The sequence below is a fragment of the Mesorhizobium sp. CA8 genome (genome assembly GCF_020164955.1).
Lineage (GTDB): Bacteria > Pseudomonadota > Alphaproteobacteria > Rhizobiales > Rhizobiaceae > Mesorhizobium.
This window is the reverse complement of record NZ_JAIUHG010000041.1, coordinates 1-13,998: the sequence shown is the minus strand read 5'-3', so window position 1 is coordinate 13,998 and position 13,998 is coordinate 1. Positions and strand designations below refer to the sequence as shown.

Here is a 13,998-nt window from a genome sequence, read left to right as displayed (position 1 = left end):
AGTTGACAGCTTGCGGTTCCTCTGAGATTTGTCTGACAATAGATAAAAAACAGAGAATTCGCCTTTAGTAACAGCAACCTCGGGAGGAACCGACATGAAGAAACTGCTCGTATTGAGTGCATTCGCGGCGATGCTCGCCTCGGGCACCGCGCTTGCCGACACCAGCGGCAAGAAGATCGCCTTCTCCAACAACTATGCCGGCAATTCCTGGCGCCAGGCGATGCTCGACAGCTATGCGATCGTCACCAAGAAAGCAGTCGACGACAAGATCGTCGCCGCAGCCGATGTCTTCACCACCGCCGACAAGGAAGTGCCGACCCAGGCCGCCCAGGTGCAGAACCTGATCCTGCAGGGCTATGACGCCATCGTCATCAACGCCGCGTCGCCCGATGCGCTCAACGGCGCCATCAAGCAGGCCTGCGATGCCGGCATCGTGGTCGTCTCCTTCGACGGTATCGTGACCGAGCCTTGTGCCTATCGCGTCGTCGTCGACTTCAAGGATATGGGCAAGCAGGAAGTCGAGCAGATGGCCAAGTTCCAGCCCAAGGGCGGCAATCTGCTGGAAATCCGCGGTCTCGCCGGTACCTCAATCGACGAAGCCATCCATGCCGGCATCCTCGAAGGCGTCTCCGCCCATCCCGAGTTCAAGATCGTCGGTTCGGTGACGGGCGACTGGGACCAGACGACGGCGCAGAAGGCGGTGGCGACCATCCTGCCGTCGCTGCCGGATATCGTCGGCGTCGTCGATCAAGGCGGCGACGGCTATGGCGCCGCGCAAGCCTTCGCCGCCGCCGGCAAGCCGCGTCCGACCATCATTATGGGCAACCGCCAGGACGAACTGAAATGGTGGAAGGAGCAGAAGGAGAAGGACGGCTACAAGACCTGGTCGGCCTCGATCGCGCCCGGCGTGTCGACGCTGGCCTTCTGGGTCGCGCAGCAGGTACTCGACGGCCGCAAGGACATCCCGCACGACCTGCTGGTGCCCTATCTCGCCTTCACCCAGGACGATTTCGAGGCCGCGCTGCCGAAGATCAAGGAAGGCGGCGTCGCCACGCACGAATACACGCAGGAAGAGGCTATCGCGGCCATCAAGGCCAACATCAAGCAATAGCGGTGGGTACATTGCGGTCCGCATCGCCAACCGGGTACAGTTGAGGATGCTCCAGGCTATTGCGGATATCGTCAGGCTCAACGGCGCCGAAAAGCATTTCGGCGCCGTTCGGGCGCTTAACGGCGTCGACTTCCATGTCGGCGCCGGCGAATGCGTCGGGCTGGTCGGGCATAACGGCGCCGGCAAGTCGACGCTCATGCATATGGTAGCCGGCACGCTGCGGCCGGATGGCGGGCAGATCGCCGTGCGCGGCAATCAGGAGGCGAGCTATTCGGTGGCGCGGGCGCTCGAGCTCGGCATACGCTGCGTGTTCCAGGAGCTGTCGCTCTGCCCCAATCTCAGCGTCGCCGAAAACACCCGCATCAACCATCCCTCGCTTGCCGGCTTCAACTGGCGGCGCAGGGCCGCCGAGCTCATACGGGCCAAGCTCGACGAGATCTTCCCCGGCCACGGCATTTCGGCAGACGACATTGCCGGCGACCTTTCGATCGGACGGCGGCAGATGGTCGAAGTGGCGCGCGCCTTCACGCTGACCCGCGAGCCCCTGCATCTCGTCATCCTAGACGAGCCCACCTCGTCGCTCGATGCGCACACGGCGGGGCAATTGCTATCCTTCGTGCGCCGCTTCGTGGCGGCGGGCGGCAGCTGCATCCTGATCTCGCATGTGCTGGGCGAGGTGCTGCAGAATGCCGACCGCATCGTGGTGATGCGCGACGGCAAGGTGGTCGCGGCTGATGCCGCAAGCGCCTTCGATCGTGACAGGCTGGTCGCGGCCATGGGCGGCGCCGAGGGACATCAGAAGGCCGCTGCCGAAGCCCGGAAAACCGAGGCCGGCGCGCTCAGGGTTCGCGCTCGTCCGATCAGGCAGCAGGACGACAAGGAGCTTGTCGCCCGGACCGGCGAGATCATCGGCCTTGCTGGGCTTGCCGGCCATGGCCAGACGGACCTCTTGCTGTCGATCTTCTCGGCCGCCTCCCGCGCCAGGACCGGCATCGAGGTCACCGCGCCCGTGGCGCTGGTCGCCGGTGACCGCCAGTCGGACGGCATCTTTTCGCAATGGTCGATCGCGCAGAATATCGGCATCCGCTCGCTGGCGCGCCTGCGCAGCGGTCTGCTGATCTCGCCGCAGCGCGAGGCGGAGCTTGCCGAATTCTGGAAGAAGAAGATCGGCATCCGCACGCCGGACATGAACAACAACATCTATTCGCTGTCGGGGGGCAACCAGCAGAAGGCGCTGTTTGCCCGCGCGCTCGGCTCCGACGCAGAGATCGTGCTGATGGACGACCCCATGCGCGGCGTCGACATCGGCACCAAGCTCGAAGTCTACGACCTCGTGCGCGAGGAGGCCGCCAAGGGCCGCACCTTCCTCTGGTACACAACCGAGACCGAGGAGCTCGACAATTGCGACCACGTCTATGTCTTCAAGAACGGCCGGATCGTCGCCAATCTTGGACGCGACGAGCTGACGGAGGAAAAGATCATCCAGTCCTCGTTCGGCGATGCGGCCTGACATGACGGCGATCGCTCCCGGCACTGTTCCGAAAGCCTCGCCGCGCGGCAGCGCCGCCCGGGCACGCATGCTGCGCGGTCTTTTGCCGGCCTTGTCGCTGGCGCTGGTGCTGCTCGCCATCGCCTGGCTCAACCCGCGCGCCATCAGCTATTTCGGATTCAACCTGATGCTCAATTTGGCGATCCCGATCGCGCTGGCCACGATCGCGCAGATGTTCGTGATCGCCGGCAACGAGCTCGATCTGTCCATAGGAACGTTCGTCGGCTTCGTCGGCTGTGTCACCGCGACTTGGCTGAGAGACGCGCCGCTCATCGGCATTCTCGTGCTCATCGGCTCGATCGGCGTCTATGCATTGCTCGGCGCGCTGATCCACCTGCGCAATTTGCCTTCGATCGTGGTGACGCTCGGCATGAGCTTCGTCTGGCAGGGGCTTGCCATCCTCATCCTGCCCAAGCCCGGCGGCAAGGCGCCGGAATGGCTGCTGTCGATCATGTCCTTCAAGCCGCCTTACGTCCCGTTCCCGATCCTTGCCGCGCTGCTGATCGCCGCGGTCGTGCATTTCGGCCTGATGCGCACGTCCTATGGCGTCATCCTGCGCGGCTCGGGCGGCAACGCCGCGGCACTGCGGCGCGCCGGCTGGTCGCTGCTCAAGACCAAGATCGTGCTGTTCGCGCTGACCGGCCTGTTCGGTGTGCTTTCCGGCATGGCGCTGATCGGCATCACCACGTCGGCCGACGCCAACATAGGAAATGGCTACACGCTGCTCTCGATCGCCGGCGTCATCCTCGGCGGCGGGGAGTTCGTGGGCGGGCGCGTGTCGCCGATCGGCGCAGTCATCGGCGCGCTGACGCTGGCTTTAGCCGCCTCGCCGCTCTTGACCTTCATGCACATCCCGCCCGACTGGCAGGTCGCCGCCAATGGCGCGATCCTGATCATCGTGCTGGCGGCGCGGGTGCTGATCAGCCGCAGGGAGCGGTAAGCGATGACCTCAGTGCGGACGCTGCTTGAAAAGCCCTGGATCTGGTCCTTCGTCGGCGCGGTCGTCGTCTGGCTGGCAACGATTGCCTTCACCGGCGGCTACGGCGCCGGCGGCATGGTCACGGCGGCGCTTTCGCTCGCCGTCTTCACCGTCATAGTGGGCGTCGGCCAGATGTTCGTCATCACGCTGGGGCCCGGCAATGTCGACCTGTCGCTGCCGGCCAATATAGGGCTGGCAAGCGCGGTCGCCATGAAGGTGATGGGCGGCAGCGATTCCATGATCCTCGTCGGGCTGCTTGCCGCACTTGCCTGCGGCGCCGCGATCGGCGCCATCAACTATCTCTTGATCTGGGCGCTGCGCATCCCGCCGATCATCGCCACGTTGTCGGCGAGCTTCATTATCCAGTCGGTCGACATCAGCTACGGCCGCGGCCTGCAGATCAAGCCGCCGCCGGGCTTCGCCGATTTCACCAACTGGCAGGTGCTGGGCATTCCGGTGCTGGCGATGCTGACGGTGATCTTCACCATCGGCGCCGCGCTTGCGCTGCAGCGCATGATCTACGGCCGATCGGTGCTGGCGATCGGCCAGAACATCCGCGCCGCCTGGCTCGCCGGCGTGCATGTCGGCCGCATCCGCTTTCTCACCTACACGCTGTGCGGCGCGCTCGGCGGCATCGACGGAGCGCTGCTTGCCGGTTATTTCCGCGGCGCCAATGTCGATATCGGCAACGAATATCTGCTCGCCTCGATCGCGGTCGTGGTCATCGGCGGCACCTCGGTCGCCGGCGGCAAGGCCAATGTGCCCGGGGTCTGGGGCGCCGGCCTGTTCCTGGTGCTCCTGCTTACCATGCTCAATACCTTCGGCGTCAGCGCCGGCGTGCGGCTGCTGCTGACCGGGCTGATCATCGTCGGGGTGATCACGGCGGCGGGCGGTGAGAAGGCCGTTCGGTAGCCTTTATTTGGCTGCCTTGGCGCGCGCGATCGCGTCGACGATCATCTTCTTGGCGTATTTGGAATCGTGCCAGCCTTCGATCTTGACCCATTTGCCGGGTTCGAGATCCTTGTAGTGCTCGAAGAAGTGCTGCACCTGCTGGCGCGTGATCTCAGGCAGATGCGTGTATTCGGTGACGTTCTCGTAGCGCAGCGTCAGCTTGGGCGAGGGGACGGCGATCACCTTCTCGTCCTGGCCGGCATTGTCTTCCATGATCAAGACGCCGATCGGCCGCACATTGATGACGCAGCCCGGCACCAGCGCGCGGGTGTTGCAGACCAGAACGTCGATCGGATCGCCGTCGCCCGACAGCGTGTGCGGCACGAAGCCGTAATTGCCGGGATAGCGCATGGAGGTGTGCAGGAAACGGTCGACGAACAGGGTGCCGGCCTCTTTGTCCATCTCGTATTTGATCGGCTCGCCGCCGATCGGCACCTCGATGATGACGTTGACGTCCTCCGGCGGGTTCTTTCCGGTGGCTATCGCTTCGATACGCATGGTCTATCCCTCTCTCGATTCCAAGACCGATAGCGGGCGAAGCGTCATGGTGCAATGCGGCGAATAGCACTATACGCTGATGGAGGCGCACAGTTTGTGAGGGCGTGTAACCTAGGCGACTTTAGTCATTCCAGACGAAAGCCACTTTCTTGAGCGCCTTCTGCTCGAAGACCTCGACGCCTTCGGCGATATCGCGGCCGCCATTGCCGGCATAGAAGGCCAAGGCGTTGTGGTTATCCTCCAGCGCCCAGACCACGAGGCCGCGCAGGCCGTGGTCGGCGAGCCGGGCCTTGGCCGCCTTGAAGAGCCGGCTGCCGAGCCCGATGCCCTGATATTCCGGACGAAGATAGAGCTCGTAGATCTCACCCTGCTGCCTGAGCTCGCGGGCGCGGTTCTTGCCGATCGTGGCATAGCCGGCGACCGTTCCGCCGATCTCGACCACCAGCACCGTGGCGGCGCGGCGAATCGCGTTGGCCCACCAGTCGACGCCGCGACGGTTGATCATCGAGGTCAGCGTGCGATGCGGGATGATGCCCGAATAGGCGCCGCGCCAAGCCTGCTGGTGCACCTCGGCGATGGCGCTCGCGTCGCGCGGTTCTGCCTTTCGGATGTCGATCGTCAGCGTGTTCATGGTTGGTTAACCATAAACCCGCCTCGCCCGATTGCAAAGAGTCCCCCAACACGCCTCCTCGCTTTCGCACAGGCGAAAGGCGGGTGCGCCGACGAGGCGTCTAGAGTCGGATGATTTCAGGTCGAATAGACCTGAAATCCGAATCCGTCTCTAAATCTAAGAGATAGAGCATGATGTCGCCCGAAAACGCCTCACACTTTTCGGCATCATGCTCTAGTCAGATTTCGACGAGATGATCGTCGAGTTCGTTGGCGTCGCCTTCGGTGACCGGGAAATGCTCGGCGAGCACCGCGCCGACCGTGGCGATCGCCTTGACGAAGCCGTCGGCCAGCCGGTCATCGCCGGCATGTTTGGTCAGGTCGCCCACCACGCCGTCCCAGACATGCTGGCCGACCTTGGCATCGATGCCTGAGTCGGCGACGACCTCGGCATAGCGCTCGGCGATGGAGACGAAGATGAGCACGCCGGTGCGCGCCTGCGTGCGGTGGACGTTGCGGGCCAGGAACTGTTTCATCGCATTGGCATGCGCCGCCTGATAGCGCAGCCTTCTCGGCACGAAATGAATGCGCAAGGCGGGCAGGAACCAGAGCAAAACGAACACCGAGGCCAGCGCCAGCAATTGCGCCAGCACGAAATGCGGCAGCCGGATGGACAGCCACCAGGCCTCCAGCCCATAGCCGACGGCCAGGCTGGCGATGAACAGGCCGATCGTCGCGGTGAAAGCGGCGGGAAAGAAGTAGCCGTCGCTGGCCCGAGCGACGACGCAGTAGATCTCGCCGTCGGTCTTCAACTCGGCCGTCCGGATCGCCTCGGCGATGCGGTCATGGTCCTCGGCGCTGATCGGTCGTGTTGCCATGGTGCCTCACCAGCTTCCCGAAGAGCCGCCGCCGCCCGACGAGCCGCCACCGCCGGAAAATCCGCCACCGCCACCTCCGGAGGACCAGCCACCGCCGCCTGACGACCAGCCCCCGCCACCGGACGACCAGCCGCCGGAGGAAGAGCGCCGGTTCTGATCGAAGGTCATGCCGAGCCAGCGATAGCGGCCGGGTCCGATCTTCTGGCCGAAAATCGGCGGTAGGATCGTCATCGCGATGCCGCCGAAGAAGATCAGCGCCCAGATGCTGATGAAGATGGCGAAGAACAGATCGTCGGAATTGAACGGCGCCTGCTCGTTGCGCTTGCCGCGCGCCTCGAGTTCCTCGGGATTGCCTTCCAGCACCATGATCATGTCGTCGACGGCCTTGGTGATGCCGCCGGAGAAGTCGCCGGCGCGGAAGGCCGGCACCATGTCGTTCTCGATGATCAGCTTGGTGTGCAGGTCGGTCAGCGTGCCTTCCAGCCCGTAGCCGACCTCGATGCGCATCTTGCGGTCGTTGGGCGCCACCAGCAGCAGCACGCCGTTGTTTTCCTTGGCCTGGCCGAGCTTCCAGAAGCGGAACAGCCGGTTGGCATAGGGCTCGATCTCCTCGCCGCCGAGGCTGGATATGGTGGCGACGACGATCTGGTCCGAGCCCTTGGTCTCGAAGGCCGCGAGCTTCTGCGTCAGCGCCGCGCGCGTGCCGGCATCTATGATCCCGGCATTGTCGACGACGCGGCCGGTGAGGGCCGGAAGATCGGCGGCCAGGGCAGCGAGGGGGAGGAGGAAAATCGAGAAAAGCAGGCCAAGAAATGCGGGGTATGCGTTCTGTCGCGCCCCCCTCTGTCCTGCCGGACATCTCCCCCTCTTGGGGGGAGATTGGACGTCACGCCGGCCTTCGCCAATCTTCAGCGTCGAAGAGAGGGCGGGGTTGTCGAAACTGCCAATCTCCCCCCTTGAGGGGGAGATGTCCGGCAGGACAGAGAGGGGTATCAACACGCCAGCGGTCCGTCTTTTCGCAGAATTACATTCCGACGACCGTCGAGCCGCTCACCCGCCCTGCTTGGTGGTGCTCGTGCCGAAATCGACCTTCGGCACCTGCATCTTGTCCTCCTCGACGGTGAAGTTGGCGAAGGGCTGATTGCCGCGGAACCAGAAGGTCGCCCACAGCACGGACGGGAAGGTCTTCAGCGTCAGATTATAGTCCCTGACCGCCTGGATGTAGTCGCGCCGCGCGACAGCGATACGGTTCTCGGTGCCCTCGAGCTGCGCCTGCAGCGCGAGGAAATTCTGGTTGGCCTTGAGGTCGGGATAGGCTTCCGACACGGCGATCAGCCGCGACAGCGCGCTGGTCAGGCCGGCCTGGGCATCCTGGAACTTCTTCAGCGCTTCGGGATCCTTGAGCGTATCCGGCGTCACGGTGATCTGCGTCGCCTTGGCGCGCGCCTGGACGACCGCGTCGAGCGTATCCTTTTCATGCGAGGCATAGCCCTTCACCGTCTCGACTAGGTTCGGGATCAGGTCGGAACGACGCTGATACTGGTTGAGCACCTCGCTCCAGGCCGCATGAGCGTTCTCTTCCGCAGTCGGGATGGTGTTGTAGCCGCAGCCGGCAAGCAGCGGCAGCACGAAAGCCATCATCAGGAAGGCGGCAAGGCTGCGGAACGGGGAGGCTGGTGAGAGGCGCTCGGTAGTCATGATTGGTCCCTCGACAGAAGTTGCGCGCGAAGCATTACCACAATCCACGCGTAAGAAAATGTCCGGCCGATGACGCCTGCTCCGGTTCGGGCGCGAGCCACTGTGAATAGTCGAGCGAACAGGATTTCATCTTCTTGTTTGACGCAGTTCCGGCCGGAAGGCTGCGGCGAAGTCGCCGAGCCTAAACGCTTCGCACTTTTCCTGGAATTGCTCTAAGCTCCGGGCAGGAAAGGGCAATTGCCATGGCTGAGCGCCGGGACGACGAGACCGAGTCGCGCCGCATCCTCGAACGCGTGGCGCGCGAGACGGCGCCGGGCGGCGCCTCGTTCATCGTCCGCACGGCGAAGGACGCGCGCGACCATGTCACCGCCGCCGACGCCGACCGCGCCGATCCTATCGAATATTGGGGAACCCGCATTGGCCGAACGCTCGGCGTCATGATCGCCATTGGGCTATTGGTCTGGCTGGTGTATGCCGTCACGCGTGGCGGCTAGGAACCGATTTCCATGAGTGCAGAAAAAAACGACGCGCCGCGCGCGGTCATCGTCATCTCCAGCCATGTCGCCCGCGGCTCGGTCGGCAACCGCGCGGCGGTGTTTGCGCTGGAGACGCTGGGTTTCCCGGTCTGGGCGGTGCCCACCGTCATCCTGCCCTGGCATCCGGGGCACAGCCGCGCAACCCGCATCGTGCCGCCGCTCGATCAGTTCAAGGCACTGATGTCCGATCTCGAGCGGGCACCCTGGCTGGGCGAGGTGCGGGCCGTGCTGTCGGGCTATCTCGGCGAGGCCGGCCAGGCAGAGGCGGTCGCCTCGCTGGTCGCCGCCGTCAAGGAAAAGACGCCGAACGCGCTTTACGTCTGCGATCCGGTGATGGGCGATTCCGGCGGGCTCTACGTGCCCGAGCCGACGGCCGTCGCCATGCGCGACAAATTGATGCCGATCGCAGATATCGCCACTCCCAACCGCTATGAGCTGGAATGGATGGCGGGTGCGCCGCTGCCCGACATCAAGGCGGTTACGGCGGCCGCACTTCATGCCGGGCCGTCGACCATGCTGGTGACCTCGGCGCCCGCGATGATGATGGGCGGTACCGGCAATTTCCTGCTCGACGGCAGCCAGGCGCTGCTTGCCGAGCACCGCGTGATCGAGAAGCCGCCGAACGGGCTGGGCGACCTGACGGCCGCGGTCTATCTGGCGCGTGTTCTCTCCGGCCAGCCGCCGGTCAAGGCGCTGCAATCGACAACCGCCGCCGTCTACGAGATCCTCGCCCGTACCGCGAAGCGCGGCGGCGACGAGCTGCAGCTCGAAACCGACGCGCAGAGTCTTTCGCACCCCATGGCCATGGTGCAGCTGCGCCATCTCCTGCATCCCGGGCGGGACAAGCGGGCGTGAGGCCTGACGGCGGGCTGGCGGGCGTCGACGGCTGCAAGGCCGGCTGGATCGCCGTCCATCGCGAAGCGGGCGCCGCGCCGTCGGTCTCGGTCTTTCCGAGCTTCCAGACGCTGCTTGACGCGCTGCCGAATGCCACCATCGCCGTCGACATGCCGATCGGCCTGCCGGATTTTTCGCGCAAGGGCGGCCGCGGGCCGGAAGCGCTGGTGCGGCCGCTGCTCGGGGCGCGGCAGTCGAGCGTGTTCGCCATCCCCTCGCGGGCGGCGCTCTATGCCGACACCAGCGACTTCACCACCATCGAAACCTGGTATGCGGCGCATCGAAGGGCAAGCGCGGTGGCGATGGGGACCTCCGACCCGCCGCGCGGCGTTTCCATCCAGGCTTTCGGCATTTTTTCGAAGATCCGCGAGATCGACGCTTTGCTGATCGCGCGCCCCGATTTGCGCGGCCGAGTCTATGAATCTCATCCCGAAGTCGCGTTCTGCCGACTGAATGGCGGCACGGCGATGGCGCTGCCGAAGAAGATCAAGGGAGCGGTCAACCCGGCCGGGATGGAGGAGCGCAAGGCGCTGCTTTGCCGACATGGCTACGAAAAAGCCTTCCTCGATCAGGCACTGCCACGGGGCGCGGCGAGCGACGACTTCCTCGACGCGGCGGCGATGATGCTGATTGCCGGGCGTATCGCCGGCGGCGAGGCGCGGCCTTCGCCTGATCCGCCGCTGGCGGATCGTTTCGGCATCCCGATCGCCATCTGGGCCTGACGTGATTTTGGCGCCTGATGCATGGCTTTGTCGGGAGCGCCGACAATTCTGCATTGCTCACGCCGGGCTTTTGCCGCTACAGGCATTCTGATCGCCACGATCTTGCCGCCTCAAATCCGGAAAGGCTTCAGCCGCCAATGCCGCATCTGCCCGAGCATCTGATCACCGGCTACCGCAACTTCATGAATGGCCGCTACCCGGCCGAGAGCGGGCGTTACCGCTCGCTGGCGCGCGAGGGCCAGGCGCCCGAGACGATGATCGTCGCGTGCTGCGATTCGCGCTCGGCGCCGGAAGCGATCTTCGATGCCGGCCCCGGCGAGCTCTTCGTGCTGCGCAATGTCGCCAATCTGGTGCCGCCCTATGAGCCGGACGGCGAATATCACTCGACATCGGCCGCGCTCGAATTCGCCGTGCAGAGCCTGAAGGTGAGGAACATCGTGGTGATGGGCCACGGCCGCTGCGGCGGCATCCGTGCCGCGCTCGACACCAATTCCTCGCCGCTGTCGCCCGGCGACTTCATCGGCAAATGGATGAGCCTGATCGCGCCGGCTGCCGAGACCGTGGCCTCCAGTACCATGATGACGGCGACCGAGCGTCAGACGGCGCTGGAGCGTATTTCAGTCCGCTATTCGATCGCCAATCTCAGGACCTTTCCCTGCGTCTCGATCCTCGAAGGCAAGGGCAAGCTCTCGCTCTACGGCGCATGGTTCGACATCTCGACCGGGGAGCTGTGGGTGATGAACAAGGAAACCGGCGATTTCGAGCGGCCCGAGCTGTAAGGGAGGGGTGATGCAGCGAAGCTGGTGGAGGATACTTCTCGCGGCGGTGTTGCTGTTATCCGTGACCGTCCGCGCCAGTGCCGATGACGGCGCCATCATCGACCGCTGGTACTCGGCGCTGCTGGTCGCCGACCGTACAGAATTGTCCGACCTGCTTTCCGACGATGTGCGCATGAAGCTCGAGGACATGGGCATCGTGCAGACCAAGCAGGATTTCATCGCCTCGATCGATGAATGGCAGAGCGCGGTGGCGGGCGCCGCCATTCGCCACCGCATCGAGAAGAGCGACAACGGCGAGACCACGGTGCTCGCCTGTTACGACTTCCCCAGCAACGACACGCTGATGCGCGAGACCTTCACCGTGTCAGGCGGGCGGATCGTGGCCAGCACCCAGACGGCGGTGGCGCAGGACTGCAGCGCCTATTGAGGCGAAGCCCGAGTTGCGCGTCGCGCGGCACCGCCCTACATCCAGAACCGCCCTCCGCCTATCGAAACTCCCCGATTGGATCTGTCCATGTCAAAAACCGTCGACCTCGCCGCCCATCCGCTGACCGTCTGGCAAGGGCCGCTCGGCCTGCCGGACTTCTCGCGCATCGGCGACAATGATTTCGGGCCGGTCTTCGACGCGGCGCTGGCAGCGCATCAGGCCGAGATCGACGCGATCGCCGGCAGCAGCGAGGCGCCGACCGTCGAGAACACACTTGCCGAGCTCGAGCTTGCCGGTGAAGCGCTCGACCATGTCTCGTCGATCTTCTGGTGCCGCGCCGGCGCTCATACCAACGACACGATCCAGGCGATGGAGCGCGAGGTTTCGCCAAAGATGTCCAGGCATTTCTCGGCGATCTCGATGAACGAAAAACTGTTTGCCCGCATTGACGACCTCTATCAGCGCCGCGACAGCCTGCATCTCGATCCCGAAACGCTGCGCGTCCTGGAAAAGACCTGGAAGGGCTTTGTCCGCTCGGGCGCCAAACTGGACGCCGAGGGCAAGAAGCGGCTCGCGGCCATCAATGAGGAACTTTCCTCGCTCGGCACCAAATTCGGTCAGAACGTGCTGGCCGACGAGCGCGACTGGGCGCTGTTCCTCGGCGAGGCCGACCTTGCCGGCCTGCCGGACTTTTTGAAGAGCGCGATGGCGGAAGCGGCCGAGATGCGCGGCCAGAAGGGCCGGTACGCGGTGACGCTGTCGCGCTCGATCTACGAGCCGTTCTCGACCTTCTCGGAGCGCCGCGACCTGCGCGAGATCGCGTTCAAAGCCTTCATCATGCGCGGCCAGAATGGCGGCGCCTCCGACAACACCGATGTTGTGCGCGACATGCTGAAGCTGCGCGGCGAGAAAGCGAAGCTGCTGGGCTACGGCTCCTTCGCGGCGCTGAAGCTTGACGACACGATGGCGAAGACGCCGAAGGCCGTGCACGAGCTGCTCGATCCTGTGTGGGAGAAAGCCCTGGAAAAAGCGGCCGCCGACCAGAAGGAGCTGGAGCGGCTGGCCGCGGAAGCGGGCAGCAACGAGAAGTTCGCGGCCTGGGACTGGCGCTTCTACCAGGAGAAGCTGCGCGCCGAGAAATTCGCCTTCGACGAAGCGGAGCTGAAGCCTTACCTGCAGCTCGAACGCGTCATCGAAGCCTGCTTCGATGTGGCGACACGCCTGTTCGGTATCACTTTCGAGGAAAAGAAGGGCATAACAGCCTGGCATCCCGACGCGCGCGTCTTCGTGGTGAAGAATGCCGACGGCAGCGAGCGCGGCCTGTTTCTCGCCGATTATTTCGCGCGGCCCTCAAAACGCTCCGGCGCCTGGATGAGCGCGCTTCGGTCCGGTTACAAGCTTGGCGACGGCGCCAAGCCGGTGATCTACAACATCATGAATTTCGCCAAGCCGCCGGCCGGCGAGGCGGCACTTTTGTCGGTCGATGAGGCGAAGACGTTGTTCCACGAGTTCGGCCACGCGCTGCACGGCATGCTGACCGACGTCACCTGGCCGTCGGTTTCGGGCACTTCCGTCAGCCGCGATTTCGTCGAACTGCCCTCGCAGCTTTACGAGCATTGGCTGACGGTGCCGGCGGTGCTGGAAAAGCATGCGCTGCACGTCAAGACCGGCAAGCCGATGCCGAAGGCGCTGCTCGACAAGATGCTCGCCGCCCGCACCTTCGGCGCCGGTTTCGCCACGGTCGAGTTCACCGCCTCGGCGCTGATCGACATGGCATATCATGCGCGACCTGACGCGCCCGCCGAGCCGCTTCGATACGAGGCTGAAACGCTGGAAAAGCTGCGTATGCCCGACACGATCGCGATGCGCCACCGCACCCCGCATTTCGGCCATATCTTCGCCGGCGACGGTTATTCAGCAGGCTATTATTCCTATATGTGGTCGGAAGTGCTCGACGCCGACGCCTTCTCGGCTTTCGAAGAGACGGGCGATGCCTTCAATCCGGAACTCGCCGAGCGGCTTCGGAAGAACATCTATGCCGCCGGCGGCTCAAAGGACCCGGAGGAGCTTTATACGGCGTTCCGCGGCAAGATGCCGTCGCCTGAGGCGATGATGGTGAAGCGAGGATTGGTATAGTGCTGGTAATCTCCCCCCTTGAGGGGGAGATGTCGCCGAAGGCGACAGAGGGGGTCGCCTCAACCGCCGCGACGCTCCAGGGCGACGCAGGGGATTGTTGGCGCTTCACGCGCGGCGACCCCCTCTGGCCGCTTCGCGGCCATCTCCCCCTCAACGGCATATGCGCTAAGATAGCTTTGGCATGGCTTGAAATTTGCGCTTTCGAGGTGGCTCGCGCCAACGATGTCGCAA

General features: G+C 64.5%; 15 protein-coding genes. 10 read left to right on the top strand and 5 right to left on the bottom strand.

What is annotated here, in order from left to right; genetic code table 11:
* The first annotated feature begins 94 nt into the window (after positions 1-94).
* The 4 genes from LB553_RS29185 to LB553_RS29170 are packed head-to-tail and all read left to right on the top strand — an operon-like array spanning position 95 to position 4,551.
* Complete coding sequence (locus LB553_RS29185) at positions 95-1,111, top strand: ABC transporter substrate-binding protein (RefSeq protein WP_224518420.1); 1,017 nt, start codon at positions 95-97, stop codon at positions 1,109-1,111.
* A 46-nt stretch (positions 1,112-1,157) separates the two neighbouring features.
* Positions 1,158-2,621, top strand: coding sequence for a sugar ABC transporter ATP-binding protein (locus LB553_RS29180; RefSeq protein WP_224518419.1), 1,464 nt, complete (start codon positions 1,158-1,160; stop codon positions 2,619-2,621).
* A 1-nt stretch (position 2,622) separates the two neighbouring features.
* Positions 2,623-3,600 carry an ABC transporter permease gene (locus tag LB553_RS29175; protein WP_224518418.1) on the top strand — a complete coding sequence of 326 codons (978 nt, stop codon included), beginning with the start codon at positions 2,623-2,625 and terminating at the stop codon, positions 3,598-3,600.
* Positions 3,601-3,603: 3 nt separating this feature from the next.
* Positions 3,604-4,551 carry an ABC transporter permease gene (locus LB553_RS29170; protein WP_224518417.1) on the top strand — a complete coding sequence of 316 codons (948 nt, stop codon included), beginning with the start codon at positions 3,604-3,606 and terminating at the stop codon, positions 4,549-4,551.
* 3 nt (positions 4,552-4,554) lie between these two features.
* Here LB553_RS29170 and ppa read toward each other — a convergent pair whose 3' ends face one another.
* The 5 genes from ppa to LB553_RS29145 form a co-directional block, all read right to left on the bottom strand.
* Positions 4,555-5,088: an inorganic diphosphatase gene (gene ppa, locus LB553_RS29165; protein WP_040991510.1), complete on the bottom strand. Its 534-nt coding sequence runs from the start codon at positions 5,086-5,088 to the stop codon at positions 4,555-4,557.
* A 121-nt stretch (positions 5,089-5,209) separates the two neighbouring features.
* A complete protein-coding gene (locus LB553_RS29160; RefSeq protein ID WP_040991512.1) occupies positions 5,210-5,719 on the bottom strand; it encodes a GNAT family N-acetyltransferase in 510 nt (169 codons plus the stop codon).
* A 217-nt stretch (positions 5,720-5,936) separates the two neighbouring features.
* Positions 5,937-6,575, bottom strand: coding sequence for a TPM domain-containing protein (locus LB553_RS29155; RefSeq protein ID WP_224518416.1), 639 nt, complete (start codon positions 6,573-6,575; stop codon positions 5,937-5,939).
* 6 nt (positions 6,576-6,581) lie between these two features.
* Positions 6,582-7,379 (bottom strand): TPM domain-containing protein, encoded by a 798-nt coding sequence (locus tag LB553_RS29150; protein WP_224518441.1) that lies wholly within the window; start codon positions 7,377-7,379, stop codon positions 6,582-6,584.
* A 246-nt stretch (positions 7,380-7,625) separates the two neighbouring features.
* Positions 7,626-8,273, bottom strand: a complete 648-nt coding sequence (locus tag LB553_RS29145) for a LemA family protein (RefSeq protein ID WP_224518415.1) — start codon at positions 8,271-8,273, stop codon at positions 7,626-7,628.
* A gap of 242 nt (positions 8,274-8,515) precedes the next feature.
* Here LB553_RS29145 and LB553_RS29140 point away from each other — a divergent pair, with 242 nt between their 5' ends.
* The 6 genes from LB553_RS29140 to LB553_RS29115 all read left to right on the top strand — a co-directional run bounded on the left by LB553_RS29140 (position 8,516) and on the right by LB553_RS29115 (position 13,767).
* On the top strand, positions 8,516-8,767 hold the full coding sequence (locus LB553_RS29140; protein WP_224518414.1) for a hypothetical protein: 252 nt from the start codon (positions 8,516-8,518) through the stop codon (positions 8,765-8,767).
* A 12-nt stretch (positions 8,768-8,779) separates the two neighbouring features.
* Positions 8,780-9,664, top strand: a complete 885-nt coding sequence (gene pdxY / locus LB553_RS29135) for a pyridoxal kinase PdxY (RefSeq protein WP_224518413.1) — start codon at positions 8,780-8,782, stop codon at positions 9,662-9,664.
* Positions 9,661-10,425: a DUF429 domain-containing protein gene (locus LB553_RS29130; RefSeq protein WP_224518412.1), complete on the top strand. Its 765-nt coding sequence runs from the start codon at positions 9,661-9,663 to the stop codon at positions 10,423-10,425. Before pdxY ends, LB553_RS29130 begins: the two co-directional genes overlap by 4 nt.
* Positions 10,426-10,562: 137 nt before the next feature.
* Positions 10,563-11,204, top strand: coding sequence for a carbonic anhydrase (locus tag LB553_RS29125; protein ID WP_224518411.1), 642 nt, complete (start codon positions 10,563-10,565; stop codon positions 11,202-11,204).
* Between the two features lie 10 nt (positions 11,205-11,214).
* The gene (locus tag LB553_RS29120) at positions 11,215-11,631 is read left to right on the top strand and encodes a nuclear transport factor 2 family protein (RefSeq protein ID WP_412033391.1); all 417 of its coding nucleotides are present in this window, start codon (positions 11,215-11,217) and stop codon (positions 11,629-11,631) included.
* 87 nt (positions 11,632-11,718) lie between these two features.
* Positions 11,719-13,767 (top strand): M3 family metallopeptidase, encoded by a 2,049-nt coding sequence (locus LB553_RS29115; protein ID WP_412033390.1) that lies wholly within the window; start codon positions 11,719-11,721, stop codon positions 13,765-13,767.
* Positions 13,768-13,998: the final 231 nt, after the last annotated feature.

Bases quoted from the DNA above. Each gene is read 5' to 3' on its own strand.
- LB553_RS29185 (WP_224518420.1), top strand. From the start codon at position 95: ATGAAGAAACTGCTCGTATTGAGTGCATTCGCGGCGATGCTCGCCTCG.
- LB553_RS29180 (WP_224518419.1), top strand. From the start codon at position 1,158: ATGCTCCAGGCTATTGCGGATATCGTCAGGCTCAACGGCGCCGAAAAG.
- LB553_RS29175 (WP_224518418.1), top strand. From the start codon at position 2,623: ATGACGGCGATCGCTCCCGGCACTGTTCCGAAAGCCTCGCCGCGCGGC.
- LB553_RS29170 (WP_224518417.1), top strand. From the start codon at position 3,604: ATGACCTCAGTGCGGACGCTGCTTGAAAAGCCCTGGATCTGGTCCTTC.
- ppa (WP_040991510.1), bottom strand. From the start codon at position 5,088: ATGCGTATCGAAGCGATAGCCACCGGAAAGAACCCGCCGGAGGACGTC.
- LB553_RS29160 (WP_040991512.1), bottom strand. From the start codon at position 5,719: ATGAACACGCTGACGATCGACATCCGAAAGGCAGAACCGCGCGACGCG.
- LB553_RS29155 (WP_224518416.1), bottom strand. From the start codon at position 6,575: ATGGCAACACGACCGATCAGCGCCGAGGACCATGACCGCATCGCCGAG.
- LB553_RS29145 (WP_224518415.1), bottom strand. From the start codon at position 8,273: ATGACTACCGAGCGCCTCTCACCAGCCTCCCCGTTCCGCAGCCTTGCC.
- LB553_RS29140 (WP_224518414.1), top strand. From the start codon at position 8,516: ATGGCTGAGCGCCGGGACGACGAGACCGAGTCGCGCCGCATCCTCGAA.
- pdxY (WP_224518413.1), top strand. From the start codon at position 8,780: ATGAGTGCAGAAAAAAACGACGCGCCGCGCGCGGTCATCGTCATCTCC.
- LB553_RS29125 (WP_224518411.1), top strand. From the start codon at position 10,563: ATGCCGCATCTGCCCGAGCATCTGATCACCGGCTACCGCAACTTCATG.
- LB553_RS29120 (WP_412033391.1), top strand. From the start codon at position 11,215: ATGCAGCGAAGCTGGTGGAGGATACTTCTCGCGGCGGTGTTGCTGTTA.
- LB553_RS29115 (WP_412033390.1), top strand. From the start codon at position 11,719: ATGTCAAAAACCGTCGACCTCGCCGCCCATCCGCTGACCGTCTGGCAA.